Here is a 15,843-nt window from a genome sequence, read left to right on the forward strand (position 1 = left end):
CTGGACCGCCATGATGACCGCTTCCGGCAGGAACACCGGCAGCGGGCCGCCGAAGCGCTCGATGTAGCGGCGCTTGAACGATTCGATCACTTCCACCTGCTTCTCGCGCAACATGCCGACATGGATCATCTCGCAGATCACCACGTCGACCGGCTCCGGCGGCAGGTATTCGAAGGCGTCGGCATGGATCACCTCGACCTTGTGGCCGTTCGGGTTCAGCGCCAGCATCTTGCGCGCTTCCTTGACCATGTCGGGATTGAATTCCACGCAATACACTTTCTCGGCCTTGGCGGCCGCGAACCACGACAACACGCCCGTGCCGCCGCCCAGTTCGAGCACCTTGGCGCCCGGCTTGACGGCATAGTCGATGGCCGACTTGAAGCCATGCATGCGGTTCTGGTCCATCAACATATTGTGATGGTAATGGACTGGAATGAATTGTCCCAGATAACAACTTTCGATTTCTCGCTCGTTCAGCATGGTTTTCCCTTGTCGGTGCGCATTGCGTTTAGGAATCAACGCGACGGAAACCATTATCGTTAACTATGTGTCCAAGTTAAACGATGAGCTAGACGGGAAAAACCTGCCAATTCAGTGTCTTGCGGAAATGAAAACGCGGCCGTCAGCGCGCCGGATGGGCGGCCTGGAAGTTCGCGATCTGGCGGGCGATCCACGGCTTGTCGGCCTTTTCGGCGAAGCCGGCGGCGGTCAGGTGGAAGCCGCGATCCTGGCGGGCCGGGTCGGCGCCCTGCTCCAGCAGCACGGCCACGGCCTGCTCCTGGCCTTCGCGCGCGGCCATCATCAAGGGCGTCATGCCGCTGGGCGACTCGGCGTCGACGTTCGAGTGTTCGGCCAGCAGCAGCGGCAAGATGTCGTCGGCGCCGGCGGCCGCCGCGTAATGCAAAGCCGTCCAGCCGGGCTGGTTGACGTGGGCGCCGTGCGCCAGCAGCGCCTGCACGGCCGCCTTGTTTTGACGGAAGGCGGCCATCATCAGCGCCGTGTTGCCGTTGTCGGCCTTCGCTTCGAGGTCGATGGCCGGCTGCGCCAGCAGCAGCTGGACCACCCTCATGCCGTCGTAGCGCAGGGCGACGATCAAGCCCGTTTCGCCGTCGCCGAGCGCGTGCAGATTCGGATTCAGGCCGGCCGCCAGCACTTCTTTTACGCCGACGACATTGTCGATCTGGGCGGCGCGGAAGAAGTCGACGGCATCGTCGGCATGGGCCGCGTTCAAGCTTCCCGCCAGCAACAGCAACGCCCCGGTATATTTGAGCTTGAGCTTGAGCTTGAGCTTGAGCATGAGCATGAGGATATCAGCGTACCACGTTGAATAATTTGAAGAAATTATCCGTCGTCTGCTGCGCGACCTGCTCCAGGGGCACGCCTTTCAACTTGGCGATGTATTCGGCGACGTGGGCCACGAAACCGGGCTCGTTCATCTTGCCGCGGTGCGGCACCGGCGCCAGATACGGCGAATCGGTTTCGATCAGGATGCGCTCGAGCGGCACTTCCAGCGCCACCGCCTGCAAATCCTTGGCGCTTTTAAACGTCACGATGCCGGAGAAGGAAATGTAAAAGCCCATGGCGATGGCGGCCTTGGCCACTTCCAGCGATTCGGTGAAGCAATGCATGACACCGGCCACGCCACCCGCCTCGGTGCCGGCGCCCTCTTCGCGCATGATGCGTATGGTGTCTTCGCTGGCCGATCTTGTGTGGATAATCAAGGGCTTGCGCGTGATTCTTGATGCTTTGATGTGGGTGCGGAAGCGCTCGCGCTGCCACTCCAGGTCGCCCGTCAGGCGGAAATAATCGAGGCCGGTTTCGCCGATGGCGATGATGCGCGGATTGTCGGCTAACGCGACCAGCTGCTCGACCGACGGTTCCGGCGTGTCCTCATAATCAGGATGGACGCCGACCGAAGCGTAGATGTGGGGATATTGTTCGGCCAAGGCCAGCACTTGCGGAAAGTCTGGCAAGTCCACCGACACGCACAGCGCGTGTGTGACGTGGTTCTCGGCCATTTTGGCGAGAATCTCGGGCATGCGAGCGGCCAGCTCGGGGAAATTGATGTGGCAATGGGAATCGATATACATGGCCGCAATTGTAACCCGGCGTGCGCCGAAAAACCTCAGACCACGCGCTTGCCCACGATGATGAGGTCGCGCTCGATGCCGTCCAGGTTGGCCACTTTCGGTAACTGGGCCCAAGTGCTGAAGCCATATTGGGCGAACAGGCCGAGGCTGGCGGCGTTGTGGCCGAAGATGAAGCCGAGCAAGGTGTGGACCTCGATCTGCGGCGCGAACGCCATCGCCTGTTCCAGGCAGTAACGCCCCAGGCCCTTGCCGCGCCACGCTTCGGCGATGTAGATCGACACTTCGGCGGTGCCGGAATAGGCCGGGCGGCCGTAGAAATTCGAGTACGACACCCAGCCCAGGATCTCCGGCCGCGCCGCGTCGTCGCCGGCCCGCTCGATCACCCACAGCGGACGCCGCGTGGGCGGGTGGTCGAGGAACCAGCCCATGCGCGACTCCGTCGTGACCGGCTCGGTGTCGGCCGTCACTTCGCGCGAGGCGATGGTGCTGTTGTAGATGGCAACGATGGTGGCGAGGTCGTCGAGGGTGGCGATGCGGTGGCGGAAGGCGGTCATAAAGCGGGCGTAGAAGATATAAAAATTACAGCGACGGTTACAGGGTGTGCGTGGCGCGCGACGAGCGCAGGGCGGCGCCGAGGATTTCCTCGATGCGCAGCCGGGTGCGGTGGCCGCTGTCGTCGTCCGGGAAATGCACGCCTATGCCTTGCGCCTTGTTGTTGTTGGCGCCCGGCGGCGTGATCCAGGCCACCTTGCCGGCGATGGGATATTTGTTGGGGTCGTCCATCAGCCCCAGGATCAGGTAGATTTCATCGCCGATCTTGTAGGGTTTCTGGGTCGGCACAAACATGCCGCCGTTTTTCAGGAACGGCATGTAAGCCGCGTACAGCGCGGCCTTTTCCTTGATGGCCAGCGACAGCACCGTCGGCCGCGCAATCGGCACCGTGGACGGATCAATAGGGCTGGCGCTCATTCAAGTCCTTTCATGTACAGCAAGCGGTGTAGTCGAGCAACATATCCTCGATGAATAATTTGGGCGACAGCGGATGGTCGGCCGTCGCGCGACGGTCGTTGGCGCTTTTCAGGGCGGCCAGCAGGCGGCTGACGTGCACTTTGTCGGCCAGCGCCGCCACTTCCTTGCGGTAGCGCGGATAATACCGCACGCTGCCCGCCAGTTTGTAGGAAAACATATCGTAAAGCCAGCGCTGCAACCAGGAAACTTGGGCCGCCAACGGCACTTTCTGCAATTTATCGGCCGTTTTCAGCGCGCCCTCGACGCTGGGGCGGGCCAGCACCTGCAACAGCGCGTCCATGTCGTCGCGATTGCCCGATTCGGCCTGCGCCAGCGCGGCCAGCGGCGCGCCGCCCTGCTCGCTGAGCCAGCTGTCGGCGTCGGCCACGCCCTGCGCCTTGAGCCAGGCCAGGGCCTGCTCGTGACTCGGCATGGTCATGGCGAACTTGCGGCAGCGCGACAATATCGTCGGCAGCAGGCGGTCCAGGCTGTTCGACGCCAGCAGGAAAACCGTGCCCGGCGGCGGCTCCTCCAGCGTTTTCAGCAGCGCGTTCGAGGCCGGCAGATTGAGCGCCTCGGCCGGATACAGCACCACCACGCGCAAACCCTGGCGGTGGGTGGAAATGTTCATGAAATCGGCCAGCGCGCGGATCTGCTCGATCTTGATTTCCTTCGATGGCGCCTTGGCCGACTTGGCCGTCTTCTTGGCGTCGGCGTCGCCGCCCTCCTCGCCGTCGGCCGGCAAGTCCTCCTCCAGCGCCTCGGGCCGCACGCGGCGGTAATCGGGATGGTTGTGCTGCGAAAACCAGCCGCAGGAGGCGCAGCGGCCGCAGGCGTGGCCGTCGGCCAGCACGGCTTCGCACAGCAAGCCCTGCGCGAACAGCTCGATGAAATTGGCCTTGCCTATCCCGGCCGCGCCATGAAACAGGATGGCGTGCGGCATGCGCTGGCGCAGCAGTTGCAGCTGCTGCCAGGAATTTTCCTGCCACGGATAGATAGAATTGCTCATGATCGTTATTCTGTTTTAAAACAAGTACTTATGCAATGCTTTTGAAGTTAGAACGCCTGATCGAGTATCGCCAGCAGCTGCACTTGTATCTGCGCGATGGGCTGGGTCGAATCGATCACGTGGAAGCGCTGCGGGAACTGCGCGGCGCGGCGCAGATACTCCTGGCGGGCGGCGAAAAAGAAATCGGACTGTTCCTGCTCGAATTTGTCGAGCGCGCGGGTGGCGTCGAGGCGGGCCCGCGCCACTTCCAGCGGCACGTCGAACAAAAAGGTCAGGTCCGGCTGCAAATCGGGATGGACCCATTGCTCCAGCGCTTCCAGCTTGCGCAGGTCGAGGCCGCGGCCGCCGCCCTGGTAGGCGAAGCTGGCGTCGGTGAAGCGGTCGGTGATGACCCAGTCGCCGCGCGCCAGGGCCGGCTCGATCAGCTGGGCCAGGTTTTCGCGGCGGCTGGCGAACATCAGCAGCGCTTCCGTTTCCAGGTGCATCTTTTCATGCAGCACCAGCTCGCGCAGCTTTTCACCCAGCGGCGTGCCGCCCGGTTCGCGCGAGGCGATCAGCGCGTGGCCGCGCGCGCGCACGTAGTCGGACACGAAGCCGATGTGGGTCGATTTGCCGGCGCCGTCTATGCCTTCAAAGGTGATGAATTTACCGCGTACTGGTGTCATGAAACTGTGCTGCCCATGGATGGTCAAAATTAGCGTTGATATTGATTCACGGCCCGATTGTGGTCGTTCAAATTATAGGAAAACTGGCTGGTGCCGTTGCCGCGCGACACAAAATACAAAGCTTGCGACTTGGCCGGCGCCAGCGCCGCCGTCAGCGATTGCACGCCCGGCAGCGAGATTGGCGTCGGCGGCAAGCCGTTGCGCGTGTACGTATTGTACGGGGTGTCGGTTTCCAGATCGCGTTTGTGGATCTTGCCGTCGTATTTGTCGCCCATGCCGTAGATCACGGTCGGGTCGGTTTGCAACATCATGCCCAGCTTCAGGCGGTTGACGAACACGGCGGCGATCATGGTGCGCTCGGATTTCTGGCCGGTTTCCTTTTCGACGATGGAGGCCATGGTCAGCGCCTCGTACGGCGTTTTATACGGCAGCGACGGGTCGCGCTTGTCCCAGGCCTCGGCCAAGTGGCTGAGCATCATCGCATGGGCCTGCTTAAAGATTTGCAGGTCGCTGGCGTTCTTGGCGAACAGATAGGTATCCGGGAAGAACAAGCCTTCGGGACGGCGGAAGTCGGGCGTGACCAGGGCCATCAGTTCCTTGTCGGACAGGGCCAGCGTGTCGTGTTTCAAACCCTTGTGGGCGGCCATCGCCAGGCGCATCTGCTTGAAGGTCCAGCCTTCGATGATGGTCAGCGATTCCTGGGCGAATTCGCCGCGCACCAGTTGCTGTATCAGCCGCAGCGGCGTGGTGCCAGGCTTCAGTTCGTAGGCGCCGGCCTTGAGGCGCGAACTCTTGCCGGTGAAGCGGGCCAGCAGGTTGAACAAAATGGGCGGCACCGGCACGCCGGCGTCGGCCATCTGCTGGCTGGCCGTGCCGGCGCCGCTGCCGGCGGCGATGGTGAAGGCGATCGCCGGCTCGTCGGTCGTGATGGGCCTGCGGGCCCAATAGGCGAAATAGCCGCCCGCCGCGACCGCCGCCAGCGTTCCCCACACCATCATTTTTTTTATCAATGCCATCGTTGCGCGCCAAATCGTTTATTCACGTTTATTCAATGTGTGCTTCAGTAACAGCGCTCGTGCGATGTCGGCCAGTATTGCCGCGCAGCCAGTATTTGAGCGGTATCCGACGCACTTTTCGCGACATCACTATAATGAGCCCGTAATGATAATGCTTTAATCGTCAAATTATTGGAAATTATGACTACCTGGAATCAACTATTACTGTCGCACGGCGCCCGCGTCGCCCCCTCGGCGCCGGAGCAGGCGCTGGACTTCGGCCGCGCGCTCGGCGCCGCCGAGCTGGCCATCGGCTTCGTCGCGCCGATCAGCGATCTCGGCCTGATCGCCCTGAACGGCGAGGAGTCGGCCGCCTTCCTGCACAATCAGTTGACCAACGACGTCGAACACCTGGGACCGGCCGAAGCCCGCCTGGCCGGCTATTGCTCGCCCAAGGGCCGGCTGATGGCGTCCTTCCTGATGTGGCGCGATGCCGGCACCATCTTCCTGCAACTGCCGCGCGCGATCCAGGCGCCGCTGCAAAAGCGCTTGCAAATGTTCGTCATGCGCGCCAAGACCAAACTCAGCGACGCGACCGGACTCGACGCCAACGCGGTCGTGCTCGGCCTCGGCGGCGGCCTGGCGCAAGCCTCGCTGGCGCAGTGGTTCGACGCCCTGCCCGCCGCGCCGTACGGCAAGCTCGATCATGCCATGGGTACGCTGATCCGCGTCGCCGACGCCTTCGGCGCGCCGCGCTACCAGTGGCTGATGTCGGCCGCGACCGCGCAAACCGTGTGGCCGCTGCTGGCCGAGCGCCTCACGGCCGGCGGCAACGACGCCTGGCATTTGTCCGACATCCACGCCGGCGTGCCGCAGATTTCTGCCGCGACGCAAGAACAGTTCGTGCCGCAGATGGTCAATTACGAGCTGCTGGGCGGCGTCAATTTCAAGAAGGGATGCTATCCGGGCCAGGAAATCGTCGCCCGCAGCCAGTATCTGGGCAAGCTGAAACGCCGCACCACGCTCGTCAGCATTCCCGATGCCGGCGCGGCGGCCGGCGCCGAAGTGTTTGCCGAGTCCGATCCCGAGCAGCCTTGCGGCATGATCGTCAACGCCGCGCCCAACGGTGCCGGCGGCGTCAACGCGCTGGTCGAAATGAAGTTGGCCGCCATCGACACGGCCGCCGTGCGCTACGGCGCGGCCGACGGTCCGGCGCTCACCTTCCTGCCCATGCCCTACGCGCTGGACAAACTCGACCTCTGACATGAACGACCTGTACATTTATTATCAAGTGCGCGACGCCGACGCGTCCGCGCTGCAGGCGATGGTGGTGGCCATGCAGGCGCGGCTGGCCAAGTCGCACGGCGTGAGCGCCCAGCTCAAGCGCCGGCCCGAGGCCAGGGACGGCTTGCAAACCTGGATGGAAGTCTATCCGGCCGTCGGCGACGAGTTCGTCGGCGCCTTGCACGCCGCCGTCGAACAAGCCGGCTTGTCCGCGTGGACCGCCGGCCCGCGCCACACCGAAGTTTTCACGGATCTCTTCCCATGTGCCTGATTGTTTTTGCCTGGCAAGTTATCCCGGGCATCCCGCTGATCGCCGCCGCCAACCGCGACGAATTTTACGCCCGCGCCACGGCGCCCGCCTCGGCCTGGCCCGAGCACCCGCACATTTACGCCGGCCGCGATTTAAAGGCCGGCGGCAGCTGGATGGGCATCCGCCAGGGCGACGACGGCGCGGCGTCGGCGCGCTTCGCCGCCATCACCAATATCCGCGCGCCGGCCGAACACCGCGACGACGCGCCATCGCGCGGCCACTTGGTGGCCGACTATCTGGCCGGCGGCATGTCGGCGCAGGATTATGTCGAGACGCTGCGCGCCGGCGGCGACGCCTACAACGGCTACAACCTGGTGCTGGGCGACCGCGACACGCTGATCTGGTATTCGAACAAGGGCCAGCACGATCCGCGCAACGGCCAGCCGCTAACGCCGGGCATCTACGGCCTGTCGAACGCGCTGCTGGACGCGCCGTGGCCCAAAGTGCTGAAAACCAAGGCCCAGTTCGCCAGCCTGCTGTGCCTGGGCGCGCCGGAGGACGCCTACTTCGAAATGCTGGCCGACACCACGCCCGCGCCCGACCAGCGCCTGCCCGACACCGGCGTGCCGCTCGACCTCGAGCGCGTGCTGTCGGCGGTGCGCATCGAAACGCCGGGCTACGGCACCCGTACCTCGACCGTGGTCAAACTGTACGATGCCGCCCCGGCCGTGCTGCGCGAGATGCTGATCCAGTAGTCGGTCGATTCTGCGGTCGATTCAGAAAATCCGCCGCATCTCGATGTGGGCGATGCCGGCCTCGAAAAACTCCTCGCCATCGATGGCGAAGCCGTGCCGCAGATAAAACGGCGCGGCCTGGGTTTGCGCGCTGAGCACCACTTGCACGTCGCCGCGCACGCGCGCCTGCGCCATCAGCGCTTGCAGCAGGGCGCCGCCGACGCCGGTGCCGCGCGCGACGGCCCGCACCGCCATGCGGCCGATGTGGCCATCCGGCAGCAAACGGCCGGTGCCGACCGGCGTGCCGGCCGCGTCGTAGGCAACGGCGTGGAGGCAGACCGCGTCCATGTCGTCGAGCTCGATTTCGGCGGGCACTTTCTGCTCCTCCACGAACACTTCAAAACGGATGGTCCTGGCGTCGGCGCCGAGGGCGCTCCAGTCGCCGAAGCGGATATCGTGCTTGGTGGATATGGTCATCGTGCCTGAATAAAAAATAATTTGCGGAGCGACATTGCTCCGCCACGATTGTCGCACGTCAGCCGGCCGCCTTGCCAGCGCCCGCCTTCATTTTGCTGCGCAGCGCCTCGCGCACCTGCGGCGTGGCGTGATAGGGGTCGCCGGGATTGCGCTGTTCAATGATATCGGCCATCCGGTCCTGCACGCCGGCCAGCGCGCCCGGATGCGAGTAGATGTAGAACTGGCCGTCGGCGATGGCCTTGAACGTCAGCTCGGCCACGTCGGCAGCCGACACCTTGCCGGAGGCGACGGCCTTGTCCGTCATCGCCTGCGCCGCCAGCTGGCTGGCCGTCGGGCCCTGCGTCATGCGCACGTCGTCGGGCCGGTTGCGGTGCGACTGGCTGATGCCGGTCGGTACAAAGTACGGGCACAGCACGGACGCGCCTATGGGGGCGCCGACCAGCTGCAAGTCCTGGTACAGGGTTTCCGTCAGCGCCACCACGGCGTGCTTGGACACGTTGTAGACGCCCATGGCCGGCGCGTTGAGCAGGCCGGCCATCGACGCCGTGTTGACGATGTGGCCCTCGAACGAGGCGTCCTCGGCGGCGGCGGCCAGCATCAGCCGGGTGAAGATGCGCACGCCGTGGATCACGCCCCAGACGTTGACGCCCAGCACCCACTCCCAATCGGCTTCCGTGTTTTCCCAGATCAAGCCGCCGGAACCGACGCCGGCATTGTTGAACACGAGATGGACGGCGCCGAAGTTGGCGATGGCGGCGTCGGCCAGGGCCTGCACCTGCTCGCCCTTGCGCACGTCGCACAGCATGGCGACCACGTCGGCGCCCTCGGCGCTCAATTCGGCGCGGGCGCGGTCGAGCGCGTCGCGCTGCACGTCGGCCAGCACCAGCTTCATGCCCAGCCCGGCGGCCACGTTGGCGAATTCCCTGCCCAGCCCGCTCGCGCCGCCCGTGATGACTGCTACTTTATCCTGGAAATTTTTCATCAGATCAGTTTCACCAGTTGTTTGCCGAAGTTATGGCCTTGCAGCAGACCCATGAACGCCTGCGGTGCGGCCGCCAGATCCGGCGCCACCGATTCCCGGTATTTCAGCTGGCCGGACGCGACCAACGCGCCCAGTTCGCCCAGGCCCTGCGGCCACAAATCCATGTGTTCGGAGACGATGAAGCCGCGCAGCGTCAAACGGTTGGTCAGCAGCGTGCGGGCGTTCCTGATCGGCACGTCGTCGCCGTTGTAGCCGGCGATCATGCCGCACAGCGCGACGCGGCCGAAGGCGTTGGTGCGCGCCAGCGCCGCGTCGAACACGGCGCCGCCGACGTTTTCAAAGATGGCGTCGATGCCGTCCGGCGTGGCGGCGGCGAGGTCGGCGTCGAGGCGGCCGGCCTTGTAGTCGACGCAGGCGTCGAAGCCGAGTTCGTCGACCACGTAGTCGCACTTGTCGCGGCCGCCGGCGATGCCGACCGCGCGGCAACCCTTGAGCTTGGCCAGCTGGCCGACCACGCTGCCGACGGCGCCGCTGGCCGCGCTGACGACGACGGTTTCGCCCGGCTTGGCTTGCAGGATCTGGTGGAAGCCGTACCACGCCGTCATGCCGGGCATGCCGACCGGGCCCAGGTAGGCCGACAGCGCGACGTGGGTGGTGTCGAGCTTGCGCAGCAGATTGCCGTCGGACACGCCGACCTCGGACCAGCCCAGCATGCCGGTGACGAAATCGCCGACGGCGAATTTCGCGTGCCTGGACGCCACCACCTGGCCGACCGTGCCGCCTATCATGGTCTCGCCCAGCGCTTGCGGCGCGGCATAGCTTTTGGCGTCGCTCATGCGCCCGCGCATATACGGATCGAGCGACAGGTAGTGGTTGCGGATCAGGATCTGGCCGTCGCCGATGACGGGCATCTCCATCGTTTCAAGTCGGAAATTGCTGGCCTGGACGGCGCCGCTGGGGCGCTCGGCCAGCACGATGCGTTGATAAGTGTTCATGAGTTCTCCTGGTCAAACCGCCGTCACGCCGCCGTCGACGGCCAGCGTCTGGCCGGTGATGTGCTTGCCCGCGTCCGACGCGAACAACACGGTGGCGCCCTTCAAATCCTCGCTGTCGCCGATGCGTTGCAGCGGCACGCCCCGGGCCAATGTTTCCGTGCCCAGCTTTTCGAGTATGCCCTTGGTCATCTTGGACGGGAAAAAGCCCGGCGCGATGGCGTTGACCGTGATGCCGTAAGCGCCCCACTCGCCGGCCAGCGTGCGCGTGAAGTTGATGACGGCGCCCTTGGACGTGTTGTAGGCGATGGTTTGCATGGTGCCGGCGGGATTGCCGCTCAAGCCGGCGATCGACGCGATGTTGATGATGCGGCCGTAGCGGCGCGGTATCATCGAGCGCTTGCCGACGGCCTGCGACACCAGGAAGATACTGCGGATATTCAAGTCCATCACCTTGTCCCAGGCCTCGACCGGGTGGTCTTCAGCCGGCGCGCCCCAGCTGGCGCCGGCGTTGTTGATGACAATGTCGATGTGGCCGAGGCGGGCCAGGGCGCCGTCGACCAACGCCGTCACCTGCTCGTCGCGCGCCAGGTCGGCGGCGATGGCGTGGGCGGTCACGCCGTGTTCGGCCAGGAAGGCCAGCGCCTCGTCGAGCTCGGCCTGCTTGCGCGATGAAATCACAACGTCGGCGCCCTGCTCGCCGAGCGCCAGCGCCATCTGCAAGCCCAGGCCGCGCGAACCGCCGGTGACCAGCGCCGTCTTGCCGGCGAGGGAAAATAATTGTTGGGTGGTGCGCATGTCTGGTCCTTGTTAGTTGTTGTGACCGCCTGATTGATGCCTGCCTAAGACGGGGTCAGATTGCGTAATCCATGCACTGGCGTTCGGCCCGCACTGCGCCCACGAACGGCTTGATGGCGACATGCTCGGGATGCGCCTGATACGCGTCGAGCGCGGCCTGGTCGGCGAATTCGGAATATAAAATCACGTCATAAGTTGCTTCCAGTCCCGGCTGGGCCAGCACGGCCTCGAACTTGAGGATGCCCGGCACGATGTTGGCGCAACTGTCGAGCATGGCCTTCATCTTGACGGCGTTGGCGGCGCGGTCGGCACCTTCGGCGAATTCCTTGAGCTTCCAAAGGACGATGTGTTTAATCATGGCATACTTTCAGTGCGGTTAAGAGCAGGTGTCCAGCATGTCGGCGGCCCTGGTTGAGCGCCTCTATTAAACCACCTCAAACAAGCCGGCCGCGCCCTGTCCGCCGCCGATGCACATCGTCACGACCACATATTTCACGCCGCGGCGCTTGCCCTCGATCAGCGCGTGGCCGGTCAGCCGCGCGCCGGACACGCCGTAAGGATGGCCGACGGCGATCGCGCCGCCGTTGACGTTGAGCCGGTCCATGGGGATGCCCAGCGTATCGGCGCAGTACAGCACCTGCACGGCGAACGCCTCATTCAATTCCCACAGCCCGATATCGTCGACCTTCAGGCCGGCCTTCTTCAACAATTTCGGAATCGCGAACACCGGGCCGATGCCCATCTCGTCCGGCTCGCAACCGGCGACGGCGTAGCCGCGGAAGATGCCCAGCGGCTGCAAGCCCTTCGCTGCGGCCACCCTGGCGTTCATCACGATGGCCATCGAGGCGCCGTCCGAAAACTGGCTGGCGTTGCCGGCGTTGATGACGCCGCCCGGCAGCGCGCTGCGGATCTTGGCCACCGCCTCGTACGTCGTATCGGCGCGTATGCCTTCGTCGGCCGAGATCGTCACTTCGCGGCTCAGCACCATGCCGGAGGCCTTGTCGGCCACGCCCATCACGGTCGTCATCGGCACGATTTCCGCGTTGAACAGGCCGGCGGCCTGGGCGGCGGCGGCGCGCTGCTGGCTTTGCGCGCCATATTCATCCTGGCGCTCGCGGCTGATGTGGTAGCGCTGGGCCACGGTTTCCGCCGTCTGCAACATGCTCCAATAGATTTCCGGCTTGTGCTGCGACAGCCAGACTTCCTTGTACATATGCAAATTCATCTCTTGCTGGACGCACGAGATCGATTCGACGCCGCCGGCCGCGTAGATATCGCCTTCGCCGGCGATGATGCGCTGCGCCGCCGTGGCGATGGTTTGCAGGCCCGACGAGCAGAACCGGTTGATGGTCATGCCGGCCGTCGTCACCGGGCAGCCGCCGCGCAGCGCGATCTGGCGCGCGATATTGCCGCCGGTGGCGCCTTCGGGATTGGCGCACCCGGCCAGCACGTCCTCGACCTCGCCCGCCTCGATGTGGGCGCGGGCGATGGCGGCGGCCAGCACGTGGCCGCCCAGCGTGGCGCCGTGCGTCATGTTGAACGCGCCCTTCCACGATTTGGCCAGGCCGGTGCGGGCGGTCGAAACGATGACGGCATCTATCATGTGAGTCTCCAGTGAGTGTTATGTGCGCGCGGCGCGCCGTGTCAGATCAGGAATGATGACGAGAATAACATAATTTAGTACGGTCGTTCGCAAATTTAAAGTGCCTATTTCGACACTGCCGCCATGATGAATTTGTAAGTTAGCTGTAAGTTTAGAGCAAGCATGGCGTAAGTTTCAGCGTCCACACTGCGTCCAAGCTGGTGCAATTTAACGCGCCCGCTCAAGCAATCATAAAACTATATTGGAGACTAATCATGGCCATCACATCGACCGCCGGTGTGCGCAAGAGCCCTCGGGCTGGCGCCATCACGCCGGAAGAACGCAAAGTCATCTTCGCGTCCTCGCTCGGCACCATTTTCGAGTGGTACGACTTTTACCTGTACGGCGCCCTGGCCGCCATCATCGGCAAGCAATTCTTCGTCGGCGACCCCACCACCACCTTCATCTTCTCGCTGCTGGCCTTCGCCGCCGGCTTCATCGTGCGCCCGTTCGGCGCGCTGGTGTTCGGCCGCCTCGGCGACATGATAGGCCGTAAATACACCTTCCTGATCACCATCCTCATCATGGGCGGCTCGACCTTCATCGTCGGCCTGCTGCCGAACTACGCCTCGATCGGCTTCGCCGCCCCCGTCATCCTGATTACCGCCCGCATCCTGCAAGGCCTGGCGCTGGGCGGCGAATACGGCGGCGCGGCGACCTACGTGGCCGAGCACGCGCCGGAAGGCAAGCGCGGCGCGTTCACGTCGTGGATACAGACCACCGCCACGCTGGGCCTGTTCCTATCGCTGCTGGTGATTCTGGGCACCCGCCTGGCCATCGGCGAGGAGCAATTCAACCTGTGGGGCTGGCGCGTGCCCTTCCTGGTATCGGTGATCCTGCTCGGCGTATCGGTGTGGATCCGTTTGTCGATGAATGAATCGCCGGCCTTCGCCAAAATGAAAGCCGAAGGCAAGACCTCGAAGGCGCCGCTGAGCGAAGCCTTCGGCCAGTGGCGCAACCTGAAAGTGGTGATCCTGGCGCTGATCGGCCTGACGATGGGCCAGGCCGTGGTCTGGTACACCGGCCAGTTCTACGCGCTGCTGTTCATGTTGCAGACGCTGAAGATCGAGCTGGCCACCGCCAACATCCTGATGGCCTTCGGCCTCGCGCTGGCGACGCCGTTCTTCATCTTCTTCGGCACGCTGTCGGACCGCATCGGCCGCAAATACATCATCCTGGGCGGCTGCCTGATCGCCGCGCTGACCTATATGCCGCTGTTCGGCGCGCTGACCCACTACGGCAATCCGGCGCTGGAAGCGGCGCTGAAAAATTCGCCGGTGGTGGTGGTGGCCGATCCCGAATCCTGCCACTTCCAGTTCAACCTGACCGGCACCAAGAAATTCGCCTCCTCGTGCGACATCGTGACCGGCGCCCTGTCGCAGGCCGCCGTGGCCTACACCAAGGTCGACGCGCCGGCCGGCACCGTCGCCAGCATCAAGGTCGGCGACAAGGAAATCCCGGCCTTCAACGCCGTGATGACGCCTGACGGCCTGAACTTCGATGCCGACAGCAAGAAGAAAGAAGGCGACTTCAAGAAAGCCGTCGGCGGCGCCGTCAAGGCGGCGGGCTACCCGGCCAAGGCCGATCCCGACCAGATCAACAAGCCGATGATGGTCTTGATCCTGTTCATCCTGGTGCTGTACGTGACGATGGTCTACGGCCCGATCGCCGCCATGCTGGTGGAAATGTTCCCGACCCGCATACGCTACACCTCGATGTCGCTGCCTTACCACATCGGCAACGGCTGGTTCGGCGGCCTGCTGCCGACCACGGCGTTCGCGCTGGTGGCGTTCAAGGGTGACATTTACTACGGCTTGTGGTTCCCGATCGGCATCGCGCTGGCGACCGTCGTGATCGGCACGCTGTTCGTCAAGGAAACCAAGGACAATGACATTTACGCCGCCGACTGACGCGGCGCGGCGCTGAAACAAAAAAGGCCCGGTCTGCATGACCGGGCCTTTTTTTACCTCTGCGGCGACGATGCGCCGGCTGGCGGCGCGCCGTCGCAACGATTATTTTGCCTGGCGGCGGCGACGGGCGATGACGCCCATCATGCCCAGGCCGGCCAGCAGCATGCCGTAGGTTTCTGGTTCAGGCACGGCGGCCATCACGCTCGACGACGTGAATTCCACGCGCAGCCCGGTCGGGTTGCCGCCGTTGAGCGCGAAGTTGGTGACGACGAAGTCCAGCGTGTTCAGGCCGGATTTGAATTCGCTGCCGGTGGCCGAGAAACCGTCGGCGCCGAAGCCGCCGAAGCCGTTGACGGCGCCGATCTTGGTGCCGTTGAGCATGACGATGGCGCTGTTGTCGGCGGCGAACTTGCCGGCGAAAGCGGCGGTCGACGCGTTGTAGCCGGTCAGGTTGAAGGTCAGCTCGTAGGTGTAAGTGCCGTCGCGGTTGGCGTCGAAACTTTGCGCGGCCGACGCCGCCGGCGTGATCCACTTGGAGGTGGCATCGTTGGCCGACCAGTAGTCGAACGGGAAGCCGCTGCCGCTGGAGATGTAGCCGAAGGTGCTGGTGATGCCGCTGTCGCTGGGAACCGAGGTCAGCGCGTAGTTGAAGTCCTGGACGCCGCCGCCGACGCCGGTGTTCACCAGGCCGTTGATGGTGCCGGCGTGGGCCGAGGCGATGGCGGCGATGGCCAGGGTTGCTGCGAGTACGATGCGTTTCATGATTAACCTTAAAAAGTGTGATGATCTGGATTAACGTGCAGGCGGGAAACTACCCAGTCCCGCGCAAAACTCACGCGAAAGCGATTCGAACCGTTTTTTAGGGCCTCGAAGAAACTGTTGCGCTCATACAATTTGCCGGTGGGATTATACCCATGCTTTCGGCCCGATGCTCACACAGCAACTACATTTCTTTTAAGCATCACTTAAATGCCACAGGCCGCCGCCCGCGCACTTGCGACGGGCGG

19 protein-coding genes are annotated in these 15,843 nt (G+C 64.1%); 4 read left to right on the forward strand and 15 right to left on the reverse strand.

The window, feature by feature from the left end:
• The 8 genes from Q0S71_RS08570 to mltG all read right to left on the reverse strand — a co-directional run.
• On the reverse strand, positions 1-480 hold a 480-nt coding region (locus Q0S71_RS08570; protein ID WP_295993960.1), incomplete at its 3' end, for a methyltransferase domain-containing protein.
• Positions 481-622: 142 nt separating this feature from the next.
• The gene (locus Q0S71_RS08575; RefSeq protein WP_295993961.1) at positions 623-1,303 is read right to left on the reverse strand and encodes an ankyrin repeat domain-containing protein; all 681 of its coding nucleotides are present in this window, start codon (positions 1,301-1,303) and stop codon (positions 623-625) included.
• 7 nt (positions 1,304-1,310) lie between these two features.
• On the reverse strand, positions 1,311-2,090 hold the full coding sequence (locus Q0S71_RS08580) for a TatD family hydrolase (RefSeq protein WP_295993962.1): 780 nt from the start codon (positions 2,088-2,090) through the stop codon (positions 1,311-1,313).
• A gap of 35 nt (positions 2,091-2,125) precedes the next feature.
• Entirely contained in the window at positions 2,126-2,644 is a 519-nt protein-coding gene (locus Q0S71_RS08585; RefSeq protein WP_295993963.1) for a GNAT family N-acetyltransferase, read from the reverse strand.
• 37 nt (positions 2,645-2,681) lie between these two features.
• On the reverse strand, positions 2,682-3,059 hold the full coding sequence (locus Q0S71_RS08590; RefSeq protein WP_295993964.1) for a PilZ domain-containing protein: 378 nt from the start codon (positions 3,057-3,059) through the stop codon (positions 2,682-2,684).
• Between the two features lie 10 nt (positions 3,060-3,069).
• On the reverse strand, positions 3,070-4,107 hold the full coding sequence (locus Q0S71_RS08595; protein WP_295993965.1) for a DNA polymerase III subunit delta': 1,038 nt from the start codon (positions 4,105-4,107) through the stop codon (positions 3,070-3,072).
• 47 nt (positions 4,108-4,154) lie between these two features.
• Complete coding sequence (gene tmk / locus Q0S71_RS08600; RefSeq protein ID WP_295993966.1) at positions 4,155-4,772, reverse strand: dTMP kinase; 618 nt, start codon at positions 4,770-4,772, stop codon at positions 4,155-4,157.
• Between the two features lie 29 nt (positions 4,773-4,801).
• The gene (gene mltG, locus Q0S71_RS08605) at positions 4,802-5,770 is read right to left on the reverse strand and encodes an endolytic transglycosylase MltG (RefSeq protein ID WP_367185284.1); all 969 of its coding nucleotides are present in this window, start codon (positions 5,768-5,770) and stop codon (positions 4,802-4,804) included.
• Between the two features lie 198 nt (positions 5,771-5,968).
• Between mltG and Q0S71_RS08610 the strand changes: the two genes are divergently transcribed.
• The 3 genes from Q0S71_RS08610 to Q0S71_RS08620 are packed head-to-tail and all read left to right on the forward strand — an operon-like array spanning position 5,969 to position 8,056.
• On the forward strand, positions 5,969-7,030 hold the full coding sequence (locus Q0S71_RS08610) for a folate-binding protein (RefSeq protein WP_295993968.1): 1,062 nt from the start codon (positions 5,969-5,971) through the stop codon (positions 7,028-7,030).
• A 1-nt stretch (position 7,031) separates the two neighbouring features.
• The gene (locus tag Q0S71_RS08615) at positions 7,032-7,322 is read left to right on the forward strand and encodes a DUF4936 family protein (protein WP_295993969.1); all 291 of its coding nucleotides are present in this window, start codon (positions 7,032-7,034) and stop codon (positions 7,320-7,322) included.
• Positions 7,313-8,056 carry an NRDE family protein gene (locus Q0S71_RS08620; RefSeq protein ID WP_295993970.1) on the forward strand — a complete coding sequence of 248 codons (744 nt, stop codon included), beginning with the start codon at positions 7,313-7,315 and terminating at the stop codon, positions 8,054-8,056. Before Q0S71_RS08615 ends, Q0S71_RS08620 begins: the two co-directional genes overlap by 10 nt.
• A 21-nt stretch (positions 8,057-8,077) precedes the next feature.
• Here Q0S71_RS08620 and Q0S71_RS08625 read toward each other — a convergent pair whose 3' ends face one another.
• From Q0S71_RS08625 to Q0S71_RS08650, 6 genes are all read right to left on the reverse strand, one after another.
• On the reverse strand, positions 8,078-8,512 hold the full coding sequence (locus tag Q0S71_RS08625) for a GNAT family N-acetyltransferase (RefSeq protein WP_295993971.1): 435 nt from the start codon (positions 8,510-8,512) through the stop codon (positions 8,078-8,080).
• 58 nt (positions 8,513-8,570) lie between these two features.
• A complete protein-coding gene (locus Q0S71_RS08630) occupies positions 8,571-9,494 on the reverse strand; it encodes an SDR family oxidoreductase (protein ID WP_295993972.1) in 924 nt (307 codons plus the stop codon).
• Positions 9,494-10,489 carry an NADP-dependent oxidoreductase gene (locus tag Q0S71_RS08635; protein ID WP_295993973.1) on the reverse strand — a complete coding sequence of 332 codons (996 nt, stop codon included), beginning with the start codon at positions 10,487-10,489 and terminating at the stop codon, positions 9,494-9,496. The genes Q0S71_RS08630 and Q0S71_RS08635 overlap by 1 nt, the downstream gene beginning before the upstream one ends.
• A 12-nt stretch (positions 10,490-10,501) precedes the next feature.
• On the reverse strand, positions 10,502-11,284 hold the full coding sequence (locus Q0S71_RS08640; RefSeq protein ID WP_295993974.1) for an SDR family oxidoreductase: 783 nt from the start codon (positions 11,282-11,284) through the stop codon (positions 10,502-10,504).
• 55 nt (positions 11,285-11,339) lie between these two features.
• On the reverse strand, positions 11,340-11,642 hold the full coding sequence (locus tag Q0S71_RS08645; RefSeq protein ID WP_295993975.1) for a Dabb family protein: 303 nt from the start codon (positions 11,640-11,642) through the stop codon (positions 11,340-11,342).
• 66 nt (positions 11,643-11,708) lie between these two features.
• Positions 11,709-12,887, reverse strand: coding sequence for an acetyl-CoA C-acyltransferase (locus tag Q0S71_RS08650; protein ID WP_295993976.1), 1,179 nt, complete (start codon positions 12,885-12,887; stop codon positions 11,709-11,711).
• A gap of 254 nt (positions 12,888-13,141) precedes the next feature.
• Here Q0S71_RS08650 and Q0S71_RS08655 point away from each other — a divergent pair, with 254 nt between their 5' ends.
• Positions 13,142-14,836, forward strand: a complete 1,695-nt coding sequence (locus Q0S71_RS08655; RefSeq protein WP_295993977.1) for an MFS transporter — start codon at positions 13,142-13,144, stop codon at positions 14,834-14,836.
• A 102-nt stretch (positions 14,837-14,938) separates the two neighbouring features.
• On the opposite strand, the gene Q0S71_RS08660 is transcribed toward Q0S71_RS08655, so the two are convergent.
• Positions 14,939-15,598 carry a PEP-CTERM sorting domain-containing protein gene (locus Q0S71_RS08660; protein WP_295993978.1) on the reverse strand — a complete coding sequence of 220 codons (660 nt, stop codon included), beginning with the start codon at positions 15,596-15,598 and terminating at the stop codon, positions 14,939-14,941.
• Between the last annotated feature and the right edge of the window lie 245 nt (positions 15,599-15,843).

This window comes from Rugamonas sp. (assembly GCF_025354735.1).
Taxonomy (GTDB): domain Bacteria; phylum Pseudomonadota; class Gammaproteobacteria; order Burkholderiales; family Burkholderiaceae_D; genus Rugamonas.